This window comes from Pseudomonas sp. WS 5027, from assembly GCF_012985695.1.
GTDB classification, from domain to species: domain Bacteria; phylum Pseudomonadota; class Gammaproteobacteria; order Pseudomonadales; family Pseudomonadaceae; genus Aquipseudomonas; species Aquipseudomonas hygromyciniae.
On the sequence record NZ_JAAQWU010000028.1, the window covers coordinates 1 to 21,700 of the forward strand.

The window sequence follows — 21,700 nt, forward strand, 5'->3', positions numbered from 1 at the left end:
AAATGCTCAGCCGACCCGGTACGTTTGGAACGCAAAGGGAGAGGAGATTTTGAGCAAAATCCAACGGGCTCGTGAGGCGCTTGAGATCGTGCAAGTAGAGTAGGTTATTTCGCGAACAGCACACTAGCAGCCACCTCTTCGTGCCGGGTAACTCCACCAGTCCTATGACGTACTGACATTCAAAATTCTTACGAGTTTGCCACGATTGCCACTTATCAAAACCACCTTCTAGGTACACATCCATAGGGTGTTCTAACCCATTATGTTGAGCCAAGTGGACTTTAGTATTCTTCGGGGTGAGTGTGGGCAGAAGGCTTGTGAGAAGCTGTATTAGCATTGGAAGATGGCCTTGGCAATTTTATGAACCGCAATCGTCAGTTTTCTTTCACGTAGGGCGCAATGTGTCAAGGATTGAATTAAAGGTCTAGGGTTCAGTTCAGCCTCGTCATCTGACTCCACCTGCCCCGTAGTTTCGGAAAATTAATATGATCGAAAAATACTAAATTTTTTTTGAAAAATTCCCGGCTAAATCGTCAAGACCAACCACATGCCCATCCGCTTCCTGCTCTACGTAGCAATCACCGCATTGACCCGCCTGCTGATCGGCGACGTGTCCCACCACAATGCCCCGGACCTGGGCATCATTTACCTGTGCGGTGGGATTCTGTTGTTGGCGTTTGCCATCCTGGTGGTGCGCTTTGCGTCGTCGCGTTACCCATCGGTCAAGGAAAAGTCCGAGTCCTGAGTCAGAGCCCGGCCGTGATCGGCGGCCGGTTGCTTGGCGGGCGCTGCAGCAGTTTGTGACTATCGCCATCGGTCATCACCGCCAGGATCTCCATGGCGCTGTGGCCCTGTTCAATGGCAATGCCGAATTGCACGCTTTGCACCAGGCGTTTGAGGCGTTGTGGGTCATTGCGCTGTTCGGCGCTGATCATGCGTTTGGCAACCACGCCGCTGTCGTTGGAGAGGGTCAGCATGATGCTGCCGTCCAGGCGCTGGATGCTAAGGTTGACCCGGTATTTTGGGGTGAACGTGTCGGTGATCAGCTGAAAAGGATTGTCCATGGTGCGTTACCGCCTGATAAGAACATGCACTGATTGACGACCGGTATGGGGATTGGTTCGTGTTGCCTGACCACCGGTCACAAGCTCCGTTTTCCTTCAGTGGGTCTACAGCAAGGGGCGTGCCGTACAGCAATCTTTCAGGCGATGAGTTGCCCATGTGGGAGCGGGCTTGCCCGCGATTGCGGTGGATCAGCCAACCATTCAGTGACTGACATACCGCCATCACGGGCAAGCCCGCCCCTACAGGGTGGTCTGTTTCAGGGCACTAGCGAGAAAATGACCGCAGACAGCGCAATCAGCCCCACCAGCACTACAAATACATTCGACACCTGACCCGAATACTGGCGCAGCGATGGCACGCGGAGGATGGCGTACATCGGCATCAGGAACAGCAAGCACGCGATGATCGGTCCGCCCATGGTTTCGATCATGCCCAGGATGCTTGGGTTGAAGGTGGCGACGGCCCAGCAGCTGAGGATCATGAACACGGCGGTGCAACGTTCCAGCCAGCGCGCCGACAGGGTGCGGTTGCGCCCGCGCAGGGATTTGACGATCAGGCCCTGGAAGCCTTCACTGGCGCCGATGTAGTGGCCGAGGAAGGATTTGGTGATGGCCACCAGCGCGATCAATGGTGCCGCGTAGGCGATAACCGGGGTCTGGAAGTGGTTGGCCAGGTAGGACAGGATCGAGATGTTCTGTGCCTTGGCGGCGGCGAGGTCGGCGGGCGACAGGGCCAGTACGCAACTGAAGCAGAAGAACATCACGGTGAGCACCATCATGCCATGGGCCATGGCCAGGATGCCGCTGCTCTTGCGTTCGGCTTGGGCGCCGTACACGCGTTTCTGGTCCACCGCGAAGGCCGAGATGATCGGTGAATGGTTAAACGAAAACACCATCACCGGAATCGCTAGCCACAGGGTCTTGAAGAATGCCGGCAGGGGCATGCCCTCGCTGGCGGAGGCGAAGAACGCACCATTCCAGTTGGGGATCAGGCTCAGCGCCAGCAACAGCAAGGCGGCGACAAACGGGTAGACCAGCACGCTCATGGCCTTGACGATCACGCCCTGGCCGCAGCGCACAATGGCCATCAGGCCGAGGATCAGTATCAGGGACAGAATCGCCCGTGGCGGCGGGGTCATGTGCAGTTGGTGTTCCATGAAACTGCCGAGGGTGTTGGTCAGCGCGACGCTGTACACCAGCAGGATCGGGAAGATAGCGAAAAAGTACAGCAGGGTAATCAGCTTGCCGGCACCAACGCCGAAATGTTCTTCCACCACGTCAGTAATGTCGCCGGATTTGCCCGACAGCACAAAACGCGTCAGCCCACGGTGGGCGAAGAAGGTCATGGGGAAGGCCAGTAGCGCCAGGATGATCAATGGCCAGAAGCCTCCGACCCCGGCGTTGATCGGCAGGAACAGGGTGCCGGCACCGATGGCGGTGCCGTAGAGGCCGAGCATCCAGGTGGTGTCGTGCTTGCTCCAGCCGGTGGTTACGGTTTGCGTGACAGAAGCGGGATTTTCGGCAGCAGGTGTACGTACATCGGTCATCGTTATTGCCTCGTTATTATTTTTGCGCGGGCTCACGTATGGGGCGGGTCGTCGTGCTCCTCAGCACTCCACCCAGCTGACAGCCAGGCCGCCCCGTGAAGTTTCTTTGTATTTGTCATGCATGTCGGCGCCGGTATCGCGCATGGTGCGGATCACCCGGTCGAGGGAGATAAAGTGCTTGCCGTCGCCGCGCAGGGCCATTTGCGTGGCGTTGATGGCTTTGACGGCGGCGATGGCATTGCGCTCGATACAGGGCACCTGGACCAGGCCGCCTACGGGGTCGCAGGTCAGGCCGAGGTTGTGCTCCAGGCCGATTTCGGCGGCGTTTTCCAGTTGCTCGGGGGTGGCACCGAGAATATCTGCCAAACCCGCGGCGGCCATGGCGCAGGCCGAGCCGACTTCACCCTGGCAGCCGACTTCGGCGCCGGAGATCGAGGCGTTTTTCTTGCACAGGATGCCGACGGCGGCGGCAGCCAGGAAGAAATTGACCACATCATCATCAGACGCGTCGGCGTTGAATTTCATGTAGTAGTGCAGGACTGCCGGAATGATCCCGGCCGCGCCATTGGTCGGCGCGGTGACCATGCGCCCGCCGGCGGCGTTTTCTTCGTTGACGGCGAGGGCGAACAGGTTGACCCATTCCATGGCCGACAAGGTCGAGGTGATCACATTCGGTTTGCCGATTTCCAGCAGGCTGCGGTGCAGTTTGGCGGCGCGGCGCGGTACATCCAGGCCGCCGGGCAAGATGCCCTCATCACGCAGGCCTTGCTCGACGCACTCGCGCATTACCGACCAGATATGCAGCAGGCCGCTACGGATGTCTTCGTCACTGCGCCAGGCGCGCTCGTTGGCCATCATCAATTCGGAAACCCGAAGGTCATGCTTGTTGCACAGGGCCAGCAGTTCGACGGCGCTGGAAAAGTCGTAGGGCAGTTCTACATCGCTGGTGGGAGCAACGCCCGACTCGGCTTCCGCGGCCTCGATAATGAAACCACCGCCCACTGAGTAGTAGGTCTGTTCGCTCAACAGGCCGTTTGCCCCGTAGGCATGCAGGGACATGGCGTTGGGGTGGTAGGGCAGGCTTTCTTCCAGCAGCAGGAGATCGTGCTGCCAGTTGAAGAAAATTTCTTGGGTGCCGGCAAGCAACAATCGGCCGGACTCGCGCAACTGCTGGATACGCGGCCCGATCGAGGTAGGGTCAACCCGATCTGGCCATTCGCCCATTAACCCCATTACGCACGCACGGTCGGTGGCATGCCCCACGCCGGTGGCGGACAGCGAGCCGTACAGGCGCACTTCCACGCGCTGGGTTTGCTCCAGCAATTGTTGGTCGGTGAGGGACTGGGCGAAGGTTGCCGCTGCCCGCATGGGGCCCACGGTATGGGAGCTGGACGGGCCGATGCCCACCTTGAATAGATCAAAAACGCTGATAGCCATGCTAAAGCCTTACAAGCTATGGAGTAGGAAATCGCTGCCATTGTTTGTAGGACAAGCGGAAGTGGCGCGATACTGCCCCTCTAGATCGGCACTGACCAACGAATTATCCTAAGACACCCTTTAGCAGGACTAAACTCTATGGCCCGCCCTCTGCATGCTCAGACCTATGTCTGGTTGCACGTATTTGCCTGTGCCGCACGGCATTTATCCTTTACCCGTTGCGCTGAAGAACTGCACATCACTCCCGGGGCGGTCAGCCAGCAGATTCGCCAATTGGAAGAGCGCCTGGGCTTTCGCCTGTTTCATCGCCGGGCGCGCGGCGTGGAGTTGAGTGCCGAGGGGCAGCGGCTGGCGATCACGGTGAATGAGGCCTACGGCAGCATCGATGCCGAGTTGCAGCGCCTGGATGCGGGGATGATCAGCGGCACCTTGCGCCTGCGCTCGATTCCGTCATTCCTCGGCAAATGGTTGACGCCGCGTCTGCCGCGTTTGCAGCAGCGTTTCCCGGATATCCAACTGCGACTGGTGGCCGAAGACAGCAGCATTGCCTTGCACGAAGGCGACTTCGATCTGGCCATCGACCTTAACGACGGCAGCTATCCGGGTTTGTTATCCACAGCCTTGCTTGATGAGCAGATATTCCCGGTGTGCGCGCCGAGCCTGTTGCGTGGTCGGCCACCGCTGCACGGCCCGGCCGACCTGGCCCATTTCCCGCTATTGCACGACATCACTGCCTGGCGTGGGAGTTATGAGTACGCGGAGTGGGAGTTTTACCTGAATGCTATCGGCTATCACGACGCAGACGTGCGGCGCGGCCACACCTTCAATCGCAACCACCTGACCATCGAGGCCGCCATTGCCGGCATGGGCGTGGCGATTGCCCGGCGCACCCTGCTCAATGATGAATTGGAGCGCGGCACCTTGATCGTGCCGTTCGGTCTCGCGGTGCCGAATCACAAGCGCTACGTGCTGCTCTATGCGCCAGGCGCGCTGAACCATCCCGGCGTGCGTGCGGTGCATGACTGGCTGGTGGAAGAAGCAGGGATTTTTCGCGGATTGCACCCCTTGGGAGAGGGTCAATTGTGAGGATTTTCGCAGTTGGGCGGGTGTACCCAACTCCCGACCATAACAGCGCTTTGGGCGGATGTCAGACTTAATTTGTAATGTAGGATTTATCTTTGCGTAGGGGTTGAATTGTTCCGTCAGGTGCTCAATTGTGTAGTCAAGAGGTCATGGTTTCGCCGCATCGGTGTTGCAGTTGTGACCTCTGGCGAGCTAGCTGAAATAAGGGAAACACTATGCAAATCCAAGTCAACAGCGACAACCATATTGAATGCAGCATCCGACTGGAGGAGTGGGTACGTACTACCATTGAGAGCACGCTCGAACGTTACGAAGAGGACCTGACCCGCGTCGAGGTTTACCTGCGGGATGAGAACGGCGACAAGCCGGGCCCCCATGATTTGAGTTGCCGCCTGGAAGCGCGGCCAAAGGGTCATCAACCGATTTCGGTCCTCCATAAAGCCGACACCCTGGAACAAGCGATCGACGGGGCGGCCACCAAGCTGGAGAACGCGCTGGAGCATCTGTTCGGTAAGCTGCAAGGCAAGCCGCGTGCAGAGAAACGCACGCCAAACAACCAAGTCGATGAAGCCGGGCTTGAAGAGGAATTCCTGGAAAACGAACAGGCTGCGCTTAACAGCTGATTGCTGACTGTTTTTCAACCCCATACAAAACGGGCCTGCAGATGCAGGCCCGTTTTTTTGTGGCTGATGAACGCTTCACTGTAGGAGCGAGCTTGCTCGCGAAGGGCGTAAACGATAACGCGCAGATCCTGCTGGCACGCGGTGCTCTTATGCTTTTCGCGAGCAAGCTCGCTCCTACAATAAGCCGGCAGTCCGGCCGTCAGAACGCGACCGAGGTCTGTACATACACCGTGCGCGGCTCGCCCACGTATTTGCCTTTGTTGTTGTCGTCAAACGAGCGGGTGTAGTACTGGGTGTTGAAGATGTTCTTCACTCCCACCGCAACATTCAGATCCGACAACTGCGGCCCGAAGTCGTAGGCCGCGCGGCTGCTGAACAGCATGTAGCCAGGAATGCGCCCGGTGCTGCCATCCACGCTTTCGGCGCGGGTGTTGGCGTTGTCGGCGAACTGGCTGCTCTGGTAGGTGCTGTCCAGGTTCAGCTTCCACGCACCTTCGGTGTAGCCCACGCCCAGGGTGCCTTTGTGCTTGGACGAGAAGGGCACGCGGTTGCCTTTGTTCGGGCCGTCTTCGCGGATGGTTGCATCGACGTAGGCGTAACTGGCGTACACATCAAAACCGGCCAGTGTCGGGCTTAAGCCATCGAGAGCATAGTTGAGGCTGGACTCGATACCCTGGTGCCGGGTTTCGCCACGGGCGATCACCGAGTCGTTGGTCTGGTTGCTTTCATACTGGTTGTCGAAGTTGATCAGGAACGCTCCGATTTCCGCACGCAGCGCGCCGTTGTCGTAGCGGGTGCCGACTTCCCAGGTGCGGGCCTTTTCCGGCTTGACCGCGCCGCTGCTAACGCGGTTGGGCATCTGGCTGTACTGCACGCTGCCGAAGGAACCTTCGGTGTTGGCATACAGGTTCCAGTCGTCGGTCAGGTGATAAAGCACGTTCAGCGCCGGCAAGGCAGTGTTGTAGTCGCCCTTGTATTTGACGTTGGTCAGGTTGTTGGTCTGTTGCGACTTGATCATCTCGTAGCGGATGCCAGGGGTTATGGTCCACTTGCCTATATCGATCCGGTCGTCGATAAAGAATGCATTGGCTTCGGTGCCACCCCGGGTGTCGCGGTCGTTGCGGCTGTCGGTGTTGGGCAGTTGCTGGTTGGCCGCAATCGGCGTGCGGTAGCGCAATTCATGCCCGGCTTCGTTGATGTAGCGGTAGCCCACACCGACTTCGTGGCTGGTGGGGCCGAGGTCGAAGCCTTGGGCCAGGCGCGTTTCCAGGCCGCGTACCCAGTACTCGCGCGGGGACAGCGAAAGGAAGCTGCCCTGGTCCAGATAACCGCTGCGCAGGGTCTTGGTAAAGAAGCTGTTGACGGTGAATTCCCGGCGATCTTCCTGGTAGCGGTAGCCCACGTTAAACATCGTACGGCGGCCCCAGAATTTGTCGTAGGGGCGGGTGGACTGATATGGGTCGGCCTTGTAGGCCGCAGTGCTCAAGCCACCGGGCATGTCGGCCTGACCTTCGTAGTACTGGGCCATGGCATTGAAGCTGTTGGCTGCGTCCAGTTGGTAATTGCCCTTGAGGATCAGGTCGTCGATTTGTGTGTCGCTGTGTTCGCGCCAGTCGCCGCCGCGGGTGCCGGAATACAGGATGGCGCCGCCCAGGCCATTGTCGGTGGTGCCGCCTGCCAGCAGATTGCCGGTGGTCTTGAAGCCATCATGGCTGGAGGACGGGCTGGTCTCGGTCTGCAGGCCACCCTTGACCGTCGGCGCATCGGGAATCGCCCGGGTCACGAAGTTGACCACGCCGCCGACGTTTTGCGGCCCGTAACGCACGGCGCCACCGCCGCGCACCACGTCCACCGCATCCATGTTGCCCATGCTGACCGGCGCGAACGACAGTTGCGGTTGGCCATACGGGGCGAAGGGCACCGGAATCCCGTCCATCAATACCGTCGAGCGCGATGCCAGGCGTGGATTGAGCCCACGAATGCCGAAGTTAAGCGCCATGTCATGGCTGCCGGTGCCGTTGTTTTCCGGAGCGTTGACCCCTGGAATGCGGTTGAGTACGTCCCGGGCCTGGGTCGCGCCCTGGCGCTCGAATTCTTCGCGACGGATCACATCGCGGGCGCCGGGGTGTTCGAAGACGTTGGTTTGCGCGGCATCGCCCAGCCAGTCGCCCACGACATTTGAGGTGCTCAGCTCCAGAGTGGCCGGCGCGTTCAGTGGTTGCAGGCTGTAGGCGTTGTTACCTTCGGCGCGGGCTTGCAGGCCGGTGCCCTTGAGCAATGCGTTCAAACCTTGTTCGGTGGTGTAGCTACCTGTCAGGCCCTGGCTTTGCGCGCCGGCGGTCACTTCCGAGCCAAAGGAAATCAGCACGCCGGCTTCACGGCCAAACTGATTCAGCGCTGCTTCCAGGGACGTCGGGGCGATGTGATAAGGCTTGGCCTCGGCGGCCATGGCGTAGGGCAGGGCGCTGAAACTGAGGCTGGCGCCCAGCAGCAAGTGGCGCAGCGTGCGGGCAAGTGGCGTCAGACGAGTCGGTTGCTGGGGCATGAAGAACGTTCCTCAGAGGTGGGAAACTGGGTGGCTTTCCCTCTCTGTCACGCGAGGTACGGAAAACGGCTCACGGTTGCCGAAAATAATTTAAACGCGGGCTTCGACGCTGACCCAGTAACGGGTAAAACGCCGCACTTTGACCGGCAGGCTGATTTGCAGCAGGTCGAGGATGCGTTCGCTATCGTCCAGCGGGTAGCTGCCGGAGATCAGCAAGTTGGCTACCTGCGGATCACACTGCAATTGGCCGCGGCGATAACGGCTCAGTTCTTCGAGGAAATCTGCCAGACGCATGTGCGACGCCACCAGCATGCCGTCGGCCCAGGCGCCAGTGTTGGCGTCCGTAAGGCGCGGCGTATCCCAGCCTTTGCGGGTGAGGTTGGCCAGGCGCGATTTTTCCAGGGTCAGGGGCAGGCCGCTGTAGGCCTTGGGTGACATCTGCACCTGACCATCCAGCACCGCGACCTGGGTGTGATCGTTGAACTGGCGCACATTCACCTGCGCCGCCTGGGTGGTGACGATGCCCTGGCCGGTGATGATCTGCAGCGGAGTGTTGGCGCGCAGCAATATCTCGCCTTCGAGCAGGCGGATCAGGCGTTGTGGACCATCGAATTGCACATCCACCGCACTGGCGGTATTGAGTTGCAGTTGGCTGCCATCGGCCAGTTGTACCTTGCGCCGCTGGCCGAGGGGGCTGCGGTAGTCGGCGGTCAATGGCGGGATCAAGTGCTGCTGGCGAAAGCCCCTGGTCGCTGCCGAGCCGGCGCCCAGAATCAACAACAGCTTCAGGGCCTGGCGCCGGCTACTGGATTGCGGTGCGTTCAACGCCGCATGGGCCAGGGGCGAGGGCATCCCACGCAAGCGCTGGTTGACCCGCTGTATATGCTCCCACGCCCGTTGATGCTCGCTGTGGGCATCCATCCAGTGTTGCCAGTTCGCCTGTTGGCGCGGGTTGAGCGGGCCTTGCTGCATTTGCATCAGCCACTGCACGGCCTGCTCGGCGACTTGGGTCGAGAAGTTCGCGGCGGGGTTCATAGGGCGAAATAGCAGCGCATGGCGGCTTTATTCAGATGACGTTTGACGGTGGCGATGGATATCCCCAGTTCGGCAGCGATTTGCCCATACGTCAGGCCATCGAGTTGAGCCAGCAGGAAGGCGCGTTTGACCTGCACTGGCAAACCGTCGAGCAATTGGTCGAGCTCCATCAGGGTTTGCAGGATGATCGCCCGCTCTTCTTCCGACGGCGCGGCGAGCTCAGGCATTTGCGCCAGGGCATCGAGGTAGGCGCGTTCCAGGTCCTGGCGGCGGTAGTGGTTGAACAGCACGCGCTTGGCGATGGTGGTGAGGAAGGCGCGGGGCTCGATCAGCGTCGGTGTTTCGCGGGCGGTCAACACCCGGATAAACGTGTCCTGGGCCAGGTCGGCGGCACTTTGCGGGCAGCCAAGCTTGCGTCGCAACCAGCCGGTCAGCCAGTGGTGATGGTCGTGATACAGGACTTCGACGGTATTGGACGGCCGCAACGCGAACACTCCGGGAGCATCTGCATGCTTCAGGTAACGAGAATTGTTCGCATTGTAGGGGGCGAGATGGCATTCAGCAATCGGCAGAAGACCGATAGCCGCTTTTATAGCCGCCACTCACTTGTGGGAGCTGGCTTGCCTGCGATGGCACATTCGATGTTCGTCGTTCTCTTTTGCTTATGAGAATATTTATCATTAAACTCCCGCCCCTGATAAGCCAGGCGCCAGCGGCATGAAAAGCAAAGCCTCACTTCCTCTTTCCTATCGCCTCGGTGTGACGTCGCGGTTGCTGGCGGCTGTCGTCGGCGGCTATGGGTTGGCGTCCCTGGCCAGCGTGTGCATGACCTTCTGGCTGCCACTCTCGCGTGCCGATGCGGTGGTCAGCGGCATGCTCAGTTCCTTTGTGTTCTACCTGTTGGCGGTGATCTGGTGTTTTGCCTGCCGCAGTGCGTCCCGCGCCTGGTTTGGCGTGCTGGTGCCCTGCGCGATATTGGCCACCCTGGCTGGCCTGGCCTATTGGATGGGGCGCCCATGAAAGAGGGTTTCCGTCAGGCAATGGCCTGGTTGCACACCTGGGCCGGGTTGATTTTCGGTTGGTTGCTGTTCGCGATTTTCCTCACCGGCACCCTGTCTTACTTCAAGGGCGAAATCACCCACTGGATGCAGCCGGAAGTGCCCGCCCATGCCGTGGACGATGCGCGCAGCGTGGCCGTGGCGCAGCGCTACCTGGAACAGCACGCCCCCACGGCGGCCCGTTGGTTTATCGGCTTGCCCGATAGCCGCGACCCCGGTTTATCGGTGATGTGGCAAGACAAGATCGACCCTGGCCGGCGCGGCAATTTCATCGAGAAAATGCTCGACCCGGTCTCCGGCGAACAACTCCAGGCCCGTGAAACCATGGGCGGCGAGTTCTTCTACCGGTTCCACTTCCAGTTGCAGATGCCCCATCCGTGGGGCCGCTGGTTGTCGACCATCGCGGCGATGGTGATGTTCGTCGCGCTGATCACCGGGATCATCACCCACAAGAAAATCTTCAAGGACTTCTTCACCTTCCGCCCGCGCAAGGGCCAGCGCTCCTGGCTCGATGGGCACAATGCGGTCGGCGTGCTGGTGTTGCCGTTCCACCTGATGATCACCTACAGCAGTCTGGTGATTTTCATGACCATGGTCATGCCCGCCAGCATCCTCGCGTCCTATGACGGCGACACTCGCGCCTTCTTCAATGAATTGTTCCCGGCCACCGACAACGCGCCGGCTCTCGGCCAGCCGGGCAAACTGCTGCCCTTGGCGCCGCTGGTGGAACAGGCGCGGGCGCAGTGGGGCGGTGGGCATGTGGGGCGACTGGCGGTGAACAACCCTGGCGATGTGAATGCCTCGGTCAATGTCTCCCGCGCCGGCTCTGACCGGGTGGTGCATGATTTCGGCAGCACCGTGTCCTTCAATGGCAACACGGGCGAACTGCTGCGGGTCAGTGCCGAGCAGTCGCTGCCGATGGCGATTGGGGGCAGCTTCTACGGCCTGCACATGGGGCATTTCGCCGGCCCGGTGCTGCGGTGGTTGTACTTTATCTGCGGCCTGGCGGGCACGGCGATGATTGGCACCGGCCTGGTGATCTGGCTGGGCAAGCGTCAACTCAAGCATGCCAAAGCCGCAGTGATGCCGTTTGAATTGCGCCTGGTGGAAGTGCTGAACCTGGCCAGTATGTCCGGGCTGGTCATCGCCATTGCTGTGTTTTTCTGGGCCAATCGCCTGCTGCCTGCGACCTTCGCCGAGCGTTCGGACTGGGAAGTGCAGAGCTTCTTTATCGCCTGGGGCCTGACCTTGCTTCACGCCATGCTGCGCCGTGGCCGCCGGGCCTGGGTCGAGCAACTGGGCCTGGGCGCCGTGTTGTTCATGGCGGTGCCGCTGCTCAATGCGCTGACCACCTCCGAGCACCTGGGTGTGTCCCTGGCCAAGGGCGATTGGGCCATGGCCGGCTTTGATCTGACGTGCCTGGGCAGCGGCCTGTTCCTGGCCTGGGCCGCCTGGAAAATGCAACACCGCAGCGCCGCTCAACCTCGGGCCGAGCGTGCCCGGCCACTGACCCTCAAAGGCGAGGTGCACTGATGTTGCTGGCCTTGTTGCTGTGCTACGCAGGCTTTGTTGCGCTGTGCCTGTCCCTGGATCGTCACCACGGCGAGTTGCTGCACAGCAAACCTTCGCCACGGCGGCGCCTGGGGTTGCGCGTGGGCGGATGGCTGCTGTTGGCGCTGTCGATCTGGCCGGCGGTGCACATGGCCGGCTGGAGCCGGGGCCTGGTGGACTGGTGCGCGGTGCTGATGCTCAGTGGGCTGCTGCTGGTGTTGCTGTTGCCGTATCGGCCAAGGCTGGCCTTGATCCTCGCGGGCGTCGGCCTGCTGGCCAGCCCCGTCGCGGCTTTGGCGACCCTCTGAGCCCTGTCGATGATCAGCACCCCGCCCGAACCCCAGGATCAGCCCCACGCAGAATCGTCGGGCGGGCGCGCACATTTCCTGCAGGTATTTTTGTCCCAGCGCTCACAGATGGAGGCGTTGGTCAGCCGCCGCGTAGGTTGTCGGGCGACGGCGGCGGACCTGGTGCAGGACTTGTTCCTGCGTTTCTGGCGCCGGCCCCTAGTGCAGGTCGAAGAACTCAGCACCTACCTGCTGCGCTGCGCCGGCAATATCGCCATCGATCACTTGCGCAGCGAAGGTGCGCGGGTGCGTGGCAATGAAAGCTGGTTGCCGGAACAGCAGGATCATCACAGCTGCGAGCCCCAGGCCGCGCTGGAAGCGGGCAACGATCTGCGCCATGTGGAAGCGGCGCTGCGCAGTTTGCCGGAGCGTACGCGGCAGATCTTTTTGCTCAACCGCATCCACGGGCGCAAATACGCAGAAATCGCCAAGGCCATGGGCCTGTCCCAAAGTGCCGTGGAAAAACATATGATGCGCGCCCTCGAAGCCTGCAAAGCCAGCCTTCGTGAAACCCCACCACCACGCTCGCCAGGGAAAGCACCGTGAACGTCACCCCGACGCCCGCCCAGGAACAGGCCGCCCTGGCCTGGCTCAGCCTGCTGCACGATGCGCCGAGCAGTGGCGACCAGGCCACCTTCAGCCGCTGGCTGCGCGCCGACCCGGCCCATGTCGAGGCCTATGCCCAGGCCCAGGTGTTGTGGGAATTGAGCGAAGTGCCGGCGAGCACCCTGGCCGATGAAGACGCCTTGGCCCTGCAGCGTTACCTCAAAGCCATGGACGGCGCGAAACACTCCCGCGTGCGCCGCTGGTCTACGGCACTGGCGATGGCGGCTTGCCTGGTGTTGATGGTGTCGATGGGCGCGGGTTGGCAGCCGCAGCGCTGGGCCGATGATCTGGGTGCCGATTACGTCAGCGCTCCAGGTGAAGTCAAAACCGTGACCCTGGCCGATCACAGCCAAGTCACCCTGGATGCCGACAGCGCGATTGCCGTGGATTTCAGCCACGGTGAGCGGCATATCCAACTGCGCCGCGGCGCCGGTTTTTTCAATGTGACCCACACCGGGCAAGCTTTTGTGGTGCACGCTGGCAGTGGCGAAGTGCGGGTGCTCGGCACGCAGTTTGAAGTGCGCCTGCAACCGGCGGGCGCCCAGGTGACGGTGTTGTCGGGACGAGTAGGGGTGACGCCTTCTGCCCAGGGTACTCAGCAGATTCTGACGGCTGGTCAGCAAGTGGCCTACGCCGAGGGTGTGGCTGATGAGCGGCATGCGGTGGACAGTGAATCACGCCTAGGGTGGCGCGATGGCTGGCTCAACTACTACAAGGCGCCGTTGGCCGATGTGGTCAAGGACCTTGGCCGTTACTACCCCGGCCGCATCCTGCTGCTCAACGACGAACTCGGCGTCCGCCGGGTCAGCGGCAGCTTCCCGAGCAAGGACCCCGAGGCGGTGCTCAATGCATTGCAAGCGGTGCTGGGTTTTGAGCAGCACAGCGTGCTGGGCCGGCTGATCGTCGTTCGCTAAAAACTATCCACACCCCTGGCAAGCCAGCTCCCACAGGGAATGGGGTGGGGCAAAAACAAGAACAAAGGCTGAGGGTAAAATTATTTTCAATTTCACCTGAGGTAAAACCCCACGCCATCCGTGTAGTGCTTGAAACTGCGATCAATTCGCATTAACAGCGTTATCTACACGGGTTCTCCAGCATGAAGTCCAGGGCAAAGTCGGTGGCAGGCGGTTCGGTTAAACAGTGGCTGGGAGCCTCCCTTCTGGCCGCTTCAGGTCTGGCAGTATGGCCGCTGAGCCTGGCGCAGGCGGCGGATGCGCAACAGCAAAGCACGGTCTTCAACTTCGCACTCCAGGCCAAACCGTTGCCCCAGGCACTGAGCGATTTCAGTCGCGTGACCGGCATCAGTGTGGTCTACACCGACGAAGCGCCCTACAACCTCAATGCCCCGGCCGTGACTGGGCAGATGAGTGCGGCCCAGGCCCTGCAGCGCCTGCTGGGCAGTTCCGGCTTGACCTTCCGCCAGATCGACGCGCGCACCCTGGCCCTTGAACCGCTGCCGACCGAAGGCGCGGTCAACCTCGGCGCCACGACCATCAGTGGCGTGAACCCGCAGCAAGCCACCAGCTACCAGCCACCGCCCACCAGTTCGGTGATGCGCTCCCAGGGCTTGCTACTGGAAACCCCGCAAACCGTGAACATGGTGCCGGCCCAGGTGATGCGCGACCAAGTGCCGCGCAACCTCGACGATGCATTGGCCAATATCAGCGGCATCACCCAGGCCAACACCTTGGGTAGTACCCAGGATGCGGTGATGCTGCGTGGCTTTGGTGACAACCGCAATGGCTCGGTCATGCGCGACGGCATGCCAGTGGTGCAGGGCCGGGCGCTGAACGAAACCGCCGAGCGCGTCGAAGTGCTCAAGGGCCCGGCGTCGTTGCTGTATGGCATCCAGGACCCGGGCGGCGTGATCAATATCGTCAGCAAGAAACCCGAGCTGACCCCATCCACCGCCCTTACCGTGCGCGGCTCGACCTATGGCAGCGGCAAGAACGGCAGCGGTGGCAACCTCGATACCACAGGCCCCATCGGCGACAGCGGCCTGGCTTACCGCTTGATCGTCGATCATCAGGACGAAGACTACTGGCGCAACTTTGGCACCTATCGCGAAAGCCTGATCGCACCGTCCCTGGCCTGGTACGGCGACACCACCCAAGTGTTGCTGGCCTACGAGCACCGCGAATTCCTCTCGCCGTTCGACCGTGGCACCGCCATCGACCCCAAGACCAATCACCCGCTGGACATCCCCGCCACGCGCCGCCTGGACGAGCCGTTCAACAATATGGAAGGCCGCTCCGACCTGTATCGCTTCGCGGTCGACCACGACCTGAATGACGACTGGAAGGCCCATTTCGGCTACAGCTGGAACCGCGAAACCTACGACGCCAGCCAGGTGCGCGTGAGCAAGGTCAACGCCAATGGCACCCTGAACCGCAACATGGACGGCACCCAGGGCGCGCTGACCACCGACCGCTTCACCACCGTCAGCCTCGAAGGCAAGGTGGACGTGGCCGGCATGCGCCATGACCTGGTGTTCGGCCTGGATGACGAGTACCGCAAAATCTACCGTGCCGACCTGATCCGCCAGGCCAGCCGCAGCGTTTTCAACTACAACGACCCGGTGTATGGCCGCGAAGTGGCGGGCACTACGGTCAGCGCGCCGGACAGCAACCAGACCGATCTGCTACGCAGCGACTCGGTGTTTTTCCAGGATGCCATCCACCTTAGCGACCAGTGGATCCTGGTCGGTGGCGCACGCTTCCAGGAGTACGACCAGTACGCCGGCAAAGGCCGCCCGTTTACGGCCAACACCGACAGCAACGGCCAGAAGTGGGTGCCCCGCGCCGGTCTGGTGTACCGCTATACCGATGCGCTGTCGTTCTATGGCAGCTACACCGAGTCGTTCAAACCCAACTCCACCATTGCGCCGCTCAACAACAAGATGGTGATCGACGGCAGCATTGCCCCGGAACAGTCCAAGTCCTGGGAGCTGGGAGCCAAACTCGATATGCCGGGGCGTATCACCGCTAACGTGGCGTTGTTTGATATCCACAAGCGCAACGTGCTGGTGTCGATCACCGAGGGCGCGACCTCGATCTATAGCGTCGCCGGCAAGGTGCGTTCCCGTGGCCTGGAAATGGACCTGAGCGGGCAGTTGACCGAGCAGTGGAGCCTGATCGGCAGCTACGCCTACACCGATGCCGAAGTCACCGAAGACCCGACCTACAAAGGCAAAGGCCTGCAAAACGTGGCGAAGAATTCCGGTTCTGTTTCAGCCGTGTACGACTTCGGCACTATCGTGGGCGGCGACCAGCTGCGCGTCGGTGCCGGTGCGCGTTATGTCGGCGAGCGTGCCGGCGATGCCCTCAACAGCTTTGACCTGCCGGGCTACACCGTGGCGGATGCGTTTGCCACCTATGACACCAAGGTCGACGGGCAGAAGGTCAAGTTCCAGCTCAACGTGAAGAACCTGTTTGACCGTACTTACTACACCTCGGCCGTCAGCCGTTTGTTTGTGTCCATGGGCGATGCGCGCCAAGTGTCGTTGTCCAGCACCCTGGAGTTCTGATCATCGGCGATGACGCTGGCGGCCTGAGCTGCTAGCGTTGCGCTCTTTGATGATTGCCGGGACGGTTTGATGCAGTTGGGACGATGGATACACACCAGTGCCATGCTGGTGGGCGTGAGCCTGTTGTTGGGTGGCTGTGCCACGTCTTCGACAACCAGCGAACAGGCGCTGGACCAATTGCTGGCCGACCCGGCGCTGGCCGGTGCCAGCGTTTCCTTGATGGTGCGCGATGCCCGCAGCGGCAGCACGCTGTACCAGCACAATCCACGCACGCGGCTGGTGCCGGCGTCCAGCATGAAACTGCTGACCACGGCGGCGGCCATGGATGTACTGGGCCCGCAGTATCGGTTTTCTACGCAGTTGCTGAGTAATGGCAGCCAACAAGGCGCGCGCCTGATGGGCAATCTGTACCTGCGCGGCCTGGGCGACCCGACGATTCAGTGGGCCGATTACCAGGCGCTGGCGGCGAGCCTGGCCGGGCAGGGCATCCAGCAGATCCAGGGCGATTTGGTGTTCGATGACACTTGGTTCGACGCCGAGCGCCTGGGTGTGGATTGGGCCCATGACGACGAGGACAAGTATTACGGCGCGCAGATTTCCGCGCTGACCGTGTCACCCAATTCTGATTTTGATGCGGGCACCTTGATCGTCACGGCCAAGGCGCCCGTGGCGGTCGGCCAACCGCTGAGTGTCACCCTCAGCCCACCTACCGATTATGTGCAACTGAGCAATCTGGCCGTCAGTGGCCCGGGCAACAGCTATGGGCTCAATCGCCAACATGGCAGCAACCTGCTGCGCCTCAGTGGCACCCTCAAGCCGGGGACGCAAAGCCGGCAATGGGTCAGCGTGTGGGAGCCGACGCAACTGGTGGCCAATCTGTTTACCCAGGCCCTGGCGGAGCAGGGGATCAGCGTACAGGGCCGGCGCGTGATCGGTGGTGTGAGTCCGGCGACCGCCACTGTGTTGGCGACACACCAGTCGGCACCGTTGCAGGAGCTGATCAGGCCGTTGCTCAAACTGTCCAACAACAGCATGGCCGAAGCGCTGCTCAAGGCCATGGGGCGTCAACGGGCGAATGCCGGCACGGCGGCGGCGGGTGTGGCAGCGGTTGCGGATTTTCTGCGCCGCCAAGGCCTGGACCCGGCGACGCTGAACCAGGTGGATGGCTCGGGGTTGTCGCGACGTAACCTGGTGTCGGCGCAGAACTTCACCGACCTGCTGCTGGCCATGGGCAAGCAGCCGTGGTTCAACGCCTGGTACGACGCGTTGCCCATCGCCGGCGACCCGGATCGCTTGAGCGGCGGCAGCCTGCGTTACCGCCTGCGCGGGACAGCGGCGCAAGGCAACCTGCAGGCCAAGACGGGTTCGATGGGTGGGGTGTCGTCGTTGACGGGCTACATCACCGACGCGGGTGGGCGGCGGTTGGTGTTTTCGATGCTGACCAATAACTACGTGGTGGAGGGCAGCCGGATCAAGGCTGTGGAAGACCGTGTGGCGACAGTCCTTTGTAGGAGCGAGCTTGCTCGCGAAGGTCGTTAACGCTAACGCGGGGAACCTGACTCCCCGCGTTGCCCTCAGGTTTTTCGCGAGCAAGCTCGCTCCTACAGTGGGCGGGGTTGGAGCGGCTGCTGGTATTTTGTAGGAGCGAGCTTGCTCGCGAAGGTCGTTAACGATAACGCGGTGAACCTGACGCCCCGCATCGCCCTCAGGTTTTTCGCGAGCAAGCTCGCTCCTACAGGGGGCGGGGTTGGAACGCTTGCCGGTATTCACCTGGTGTCGCTCCCATCGCTTGGCGAAAGCGGTTGGTAAAGTGGCTAGCACTGGAAAACCCACACGCCAGGGCAATCTCCCCCAACGGCAGTGACCCGCTGCGCAACATGGCCTGGGCCCGCACCATGCGGCGGGCCAGCACATATTGATGGGGCGGCAGGCCAAAGCTTGTGCGAAACATCCGCGCAAAGTGGTATTCCGACAACGCACACAACCCCGCCAATTGCCCCAGGCTGAGCGGCTCGGCCAGTTGCTGTTCGATGTATTCCACCAACTGCCGGCGTTGGTGTGCCGCCAATCCACCCTTGAGGCGCAAGCCTTCGCGCAGGCCGACCTGGCTGAGCAGGGTGTGGCTGAGCATTTCATGGGCCAGGCTACTGGTCAGCAGGCGTTCGGCGGGCTCCTGCCAGTTCAGGCCGATCAATTGGTGAAAACGTCCGGCCTGCTGCGGGTCTTCCAGAAACGTGCTTTCACGCAGTTGCAACGCCCGGGGTTCGCGGTCCAGCAGGGTGACGCAACCCAGGGCAAATTGCTCCGGGCTGAAGTACACGTGGGCCAGGCGGATTTCGCCGTTGATCACCCAGGCCGACTGATGTTCGGCGGGCAGGATGCACAATTTGTCGGGGCCGCCCTTGGTGCCGGGCTGGCCACGGCGAAATGTCTCGGTGCCACCGCCGACATAGCAAGACAAGGTGTGATGGCTGGGTGCCTCGTAGTCCTGGGAATCGTGATGGTTACTCCATAAAGCCGCAGACAAGCCGTCACCGAGCTCGGCACTCAGCTCAAGGCGAGCGTTGGGCGAGCTGTTCAGGGCTTTGAAGACTTGTAGGTTTTCCAGTGCAGACATGGGGTTCTCTCCGACGCCTTGCATCCTACTCCCGGCGGCTGGCGCTGTGATCCCTCGGCCCGACAAAAGCGCAAGAATCTGCAAGTGCCGGGCAACCAGTCGGGGTGAAACTGTGGCTCAACCACTGGAGTGCGCCATGAACCTATCCCTGTACTTACTGACCGTGCTGATCTGGGGCACGACCTGGATCGCCCTCAAATGGCAGCTGGGCGTGGTGGAGATTGCGGCATCCATCGTCTATCGCTTCGCTCTGGCGGCACTGGTGCTGTTTGTGTTGTTGCTGCTCAGTCGCAAGTTGCAGGTGATGAACCGCCGTGGGCACCTGATCTGCCTGGCCCAGGGCTTATGCCTGTTTTGCGTGAACTTCATGTGCTTCCTCACCGCCAGCCAGTGGATCCCCAGTGGCCTGGTGGCCGTGGTGTTCTCCACCGCGACGCTGTGGAATGCGTTGAATGCCCGAGTGTTCTTCGGCCAGAACGTCGCGCGCAATGTTCTGTTGGGCGGCGGCCTGGGCTTGATGGGCCTGGGTTTGCTGTTCTGGCCGGAACTGGCCGGGCATAGCGCCAGCCCCGAGACGCTGATGGGCCTGGGCCTGGCGTTGTTGGGCACCCTGTGTTTTTCGGCGGGCAACATGCTGTCGAGCCTGCAACAGAAAGCCGGACTCAAGCCGTTGACCACCAACGCCTGGGGGATGGCTTACGGTGCCTCGATGCTGGCCCTTTATTGCGTGGTCCAGGGCATTCCGTTCGGTATGGAATGGAACACCCGCTATATCGGCTCGTTGTTGTACCTGGTGATCCCCGGCTCGGTGATCGGCTTTACCGCCTACCTGACCCTGGTCGGCCGCATGGGCCCGGAGCGAGCGGCGTATTGCACGGTGTTGTTTCCGGTGGTGGCGCTGAACGTCTCGGCGCTGCTCGAAGGCTACCAGTGGACCGCCCCCGCGCTGGGTGGGTTGGTGCTGGTGATGCTGGGGAATGTGTTGGTGTTTCGTAAGCCCCGGGCGATTACGCCTGTGAGTCCGCTGTTGGAGCCGAAGCAAATCTGATGTGGGAGCTGGCTTGCCAGCTCCCACAGTTTGATCGGCGTTACTTCAGGCCCAGGCGCTTGGCCATGCGCCCCAGGTTGGCGCGGTCCAGTCCCAGTTCGCGGGCGGCGCTGGCCCAGTTGTGCTGATGGCGTTCCAGGCAGGCGCTGATGACTTGTCTTTGGTAATGCTCGGTGGCCTGGCGCAGGTCGCCGTTCACCAGCGCAAGCTCGGCGGGCTCTTCTATCAAGGGGGCAGACTCATTGGGCAAGTCCAGGTCCTTGGCGCTGAGGCTGAGGATCTTCGGTCGTTCCCGACAATTGCCCAGGGCCTTCAGCGCGCTGCGGCCAATCAAGTGTTCCAGCTCTCGCACATTCCCGGGCCAGCCATAAGCCAGCAACGCCGCCTGGGCATCGCTGGTCAGGCGCAGGCTGCCCAGGCCCATGCGCGAGCGGTTCTGTTCCAGGAAGAAACCGGCCAGCAGCAGCACGTCACGCCCGCGTTCACGCAAGGCCGGGACTTGCAGCGGGTACACGCTCAAGCGGTGATAGAAATCGGCGCGGTAACGGCCGTTGCGCACTTCTTCGGCCAAGTCACGGTTGGTGGCGGCGATCAGGCGCACGTCCACTTGGTGCTCCTTATCCGAACCCAGTCGCTGCAACTGCCCGCTTTGCAACACCCGCAATAGCTTGGCCTGGACCGTCAGCGACAACTCACCGACTTCATCGAGGAATAAGGTGCCGCCATTGGCCAGTTCGAACTTGCCCCGCCGTTCGTTCAGCGCGCCGGTGAACGCGCCGCGAACGTGGCCAAACAGCTCACTTTCCACCAGGGTCTCTGGCAGCGCGGCGCAGTTGAGGCTGATCAGCGGTTTCTCCGAACGGGGCGAGGCCGCGTGAATGGCCTGGGCCACCAGCTCTTTGCCGACCCCTGTTTCGCCGGTGATCAACACGGTCAGGTCGCTGCCGCCCACCAGTTTGATTTCTTCCACCAGGCGTTTGTGGGTCTTGCTTTGGCCGATCATTTCCTTGTGCTGCTGGCCGCTGGCCTGGCGATAGATTTCGGCGCGCTGGTGTTCGTCCTCGGCGCGCAGGGCCAGGTGTTCCATGCGTTCGGCGACATTGACCGTGGCGGCGGCGAGGCTGGCAAACGCCTGCAAGGCGTCCAGTTCGACACGTTCGAAGCGTTCGGTGTCGAGGGCATCCAGGGTCAGCAGACCCCAGGGATGGTCGTCGACAAACAGCGGGCATCCCATGCAGTCGTGGACTTCCAGGTGCCCATGCAGGCCATCGACCAGGCCGTCGTAAGGGTCGGGCAGTTCGCTGTCGCTATCAAAGCGGGTGGGGCCGGGGCTGCTCAGCAGCACCGCAAAGCGCGGATGTTCGCTGATCTTGAAGCGTCGGCCCAAGGTGTCCGGGCTCAGACCGTCCACGGCCAGCGGTACCAGCCATTCACCGTCCAGGCGCAGCAGCGCGGCGGCGTCGCAGGGTAGCAGGGTGCGCATGGCTTGCAGCAGGCGTCGGTAGCGCTCGCCTTCCGGCAGTTCGCGGGACAGGTCGGCTACCAATGGCAGCAGGGTGGTGAGCAGGGAATGTGCAGTCATAATGACTCCTTGTAGTCCGAATGACTATAAA

18 protein-coding genes and 3 pseudogenes are annotated in these 21,700 nt (G+C 61.6%); 13 read left to right on the forward strand and 8 right to left on the reverse strand.

Annotated features, from left to right (window positions below):
• Positions 1-535: 535 nt before the first annotated feature.
• Positions 536-745 (forward strand): annotated as a pseudogene (locus tag HBO09_RS25355) (phosphate-starvation-inducible PsiE family protein); the annotation flags it as partial.
• A gap of 1 nt (position 746) precedes the next feature.
• Here the strand turns inward: HBO09_RS25355 and HBO09_RS25360 are convergent.
• The 3 genes from HBO09_RS25360 to HBO09_RS25370 all read right to left on the reverse strand — a co-directional run bounded on the left by HBO09_RS25360 (position 747) and on the right by HBO09_RS25370 (position 4,048).
• Complete coding sequence (locus HBO09_RS25360; RefSeq protein WP_169999046.1) at positions 747-1,064, reverse strand: DUF3509 domain-containing protein; 318 nt, start codon at positions 1,062-1,064, stop codon at positions 747-749.
• A 257-nt stretch (positions 1,065-1,321) separates the two neighbouring features.
• Entirely contained in the window at positions 1,322-2,611 is a 1,290-nt protein-coding gene (locus tag HBO09_RS25365; protein WP_169999048.1) for a serine/threonine transporter, read from the reverse strand.
• A gap of 60 nt (positions 2,612-2,671) precedes the next feature.
• Positions 2,672-4,048, reverse strand: a complete 1,377-nt coding sequence (locus tag HBO09_RS25370; protein WP_169999051.1) for an L-serine ammonia-lyase — start codon at positions 4,046-4,048, stop codon at positions 2,672-2,674.
• 138 nt (positions 4,049-4,186) lie between these two features.
• Here HBO09_RS25370 and HBO09_RS25375 point away from each other — a divergent pair, with 138 nt between their 5' ends.
• Complete coding sequence (locus HBO09_RS25375; RefSeq protein ID WP_169999054.1) at positions 4,187-5,134, forward strand: LysR substrate-binding domain-containing protein; 948 nt, start codon at positions 4,187-4,189, stop codon at positions 5,132-5,134.
• Between the two features lie 212 nt (positions 5,135-5,346).
• Positions 5,347-5,754 (forward strand): HPF/RaiA family ribosome-associated protein, encoded by a 408-nt coding sequence (locus HBO09_RS25380; protein ID WP_169999057.1) that lies wholly within the window; start codon positions 5,347-5,349, stop codon positions 5,752-5,754.
• A 199-nt stretch (positions 5,755-5,953) separates the two neighbouring features.
• Here the strand turns inward: HBO09_RS25380 and fecA are convergent, their stop codons facing one another.
• From fecA to HBO09_RS25395, 3 genes are all read right to left on the reverse strand, one after another.
• Positions 5,954-8,299, reverse strand: a complete 2,346-nt coding sequence (gene fecA / locus HBO09_RS25385) for a TonB-dependent Fe(3+) dicitrate receptor FecA (RefSeq protein WP_169999059.1) — start codon at positions 8,297-8,299, stop codon at positions 5,954-5,956.
• 90 nt (positions 8,300-8,389) lie between these two features.
• The gene (locus HBO09_RS25390) at positions 8,390-9,334 is read right to left on the reverse strand and encodes a FecR family protein (protein WP_169999063.1); all 945 of its coding nucleotides are present in this window, start codon (positions 9,332-9,334) and stop codon (positions 8,390-8,392) included.
• On the reverse strand, positions 9,331-9,819 hold the full coding sequence (locus HBO09_RS25395; protein WP_169999068.1) for a sigma-70 family RNA polymerase sigma factor: 489 nt from the start codon (positions 9,817-9,819) through the stop codon (positions 9,331-9,333). Before HBO09_RS25395 ends, HBO09_RS25390 begins: the two co-directional genes overlap by 4 nt.
• Positions 9,820-10,051: 232 nt before the next feature.
• On the opposite strand from HBO09_RS25395, the gene HBO09_RS25400 reads away from it, so the two are divergent.
• The 9 genes and pseudogenes from HBO09_RS25400 to HBO09_RS29090 form a co-directional block, all read left to right on the forward strand.
• Positions 10,052-10,354 (forward strand): DUF3649 domain-containing protein, encoded by a 303-nt coding sequence (locus HBO09_RS25400; protein WP_169999071.1) that lies wholly within the window; start codon positions 10,052-10,054, stop codon positions 10,352-10,354.
• Positions 10,351-11,925, forward strand: a complete 1,575-nt coding sequence (locus HBO09_RS25405; RefSeq protein WP_169999073.1) for a PepSY-associated TM helix domain-containing protein — start codon at positions 10,351-10,353, stop codon at positions 11,923-11,925. Before HBO09_RS25400 ends, HBO09_RS25405 begins: the two co-directional genes overlap by 4 nt.
• Positions 11,925-12,251, forward strand: a complete 327-nt coding sequence (locus HBO09_RS25410) for a DUF3325 domain-containing protein (protein WP_169999076.1) — start codon at positions 11,925-11,927, stop codon at positions 12,249-12,251. Before HBO09_RS25405 ends, HBO09_RS25410 begins: the two co-directional genes overlap by 1 nt.
• A 9-nt stretch (positions 12,252-12,260) precedes the next feature.
• Positions 12,261-12,836, forward strand: coding sequence for an RNA polymerase sigma factor (locus tag HBO09_RS25415; protein WP_169999079.1), 576 nt, complete (start codon positions 12,261-12,263; stop codon positions 12,834-12,836).
• Positions 12,833-13,810 (forward strand): FecR family protein, encoded by a 978-nt coding sequence (locus HBO09_RS25420; RefSeq protein WP_169999082.1) that lies wholly within the window; start codon positions 12,833-12,835, stop codon positions 13,808-13,810. Before HBO09_RS25415 ends, HBO09_RS25420 begins: the two co-directional genes overlap by 4 nt.
• Positions 13,811-13,992: 182 nt before the next feature.
• Positions 13,993-16,422, forward strand: a complete 2,430-nt coding sequence (locus HBO09_RS25425; RefSeq protein ID WP_169999085.1) for a TonB-dependent receptor — start codon at positions 13,993-13,995, stop codon at positions 16,420-16,422.
• 69 nt (positions 16,423-16,491) lie between these two features.
• Positions 16,492-17,961 carry a D-alanyl-D-alanine carboxypeptidase/D-alanyl-D-alanine-endopeptidase gene (gene dacB / locus HBO09_RS25430; RefSeq protein WP_169999088.1) on the forward strand — a complete coding sequence of 490 codons (1,470 nt, stop codon included), beginning with the start codon at positions 16,492-16,494 and terminating at the stop codon, positions 17,959-17,961.
• Positions 17,942-18,031, forward strand: a pseudogene (locus HBO09_RS29085) (outer membrane lipoprotein carrier protein LolA); the annotation flags it as partial. The gene dacB and the pseudogene HBO09_RS29085, both read left to right, overlap by 20 nt.
• 41 nt (positions 18,032-18,072) lie before the next feature.
• Positions 18,073-18,159, forward strand: a pseudogene (locus HBO09_RS29090) (outer membrane lipoprotein carrier protein LolA); the annotation flags it as partial.
• Here the strand turns inward: HBO09_RS29090 and HBO09_RS25435 are convergent.
• Positions 18,155-19,039, reverse strand: a complete 885-nt coding sequence (locus tag HBO09_RS25435) for an AraC family transcriptional regulator (protein WP_169999091.1) — start codon at positions 19,037-19,039, stop codon at positions 18,155-18,157. The pseudogene HBO09_RS29090 and the gene HBO09_RS25435 overlap by 5 nt on opposite strands.
• Positions 19,040-19,175: 136 nt before the next feature.
• On the opposite strand from HBO09_RS25435, the gene HBO09_RS25440 reads away from it, so the two are divergent.
• On the forward strand, positions 19,176-20,087 hold the full coding sequence (locus HBO09_RS25440; RefSeq protein ID WP_169999094.1) for a DMT family transporter: 912 nt from the start codon (positions 19,176-19,178) through the stop codon (positions 20,085-20,087).
• Positions 20,088-20,127: 40 nt separating this feature from the next.
• On the opposite strand, the gene norR is transcribed toward HBO09_RS25440, so the two are convergent.
• The gene (norR, locus tag HBO09_RS25445; RefSeq protein ID WP_169999096.1) at positions 20,128-21,669 is read right to left on the reverse strand and encodes a nitric oxide reductase transcriptional regulator NorR; all 1,542 of its coding nucleotides are present in this window, start codon (positions 21,667-21,669) and stop codon (positions 20,128-20,130) included.
• Between the last annotated feature and the right edge of the window lie 31 nt (positions 21,670-21,700).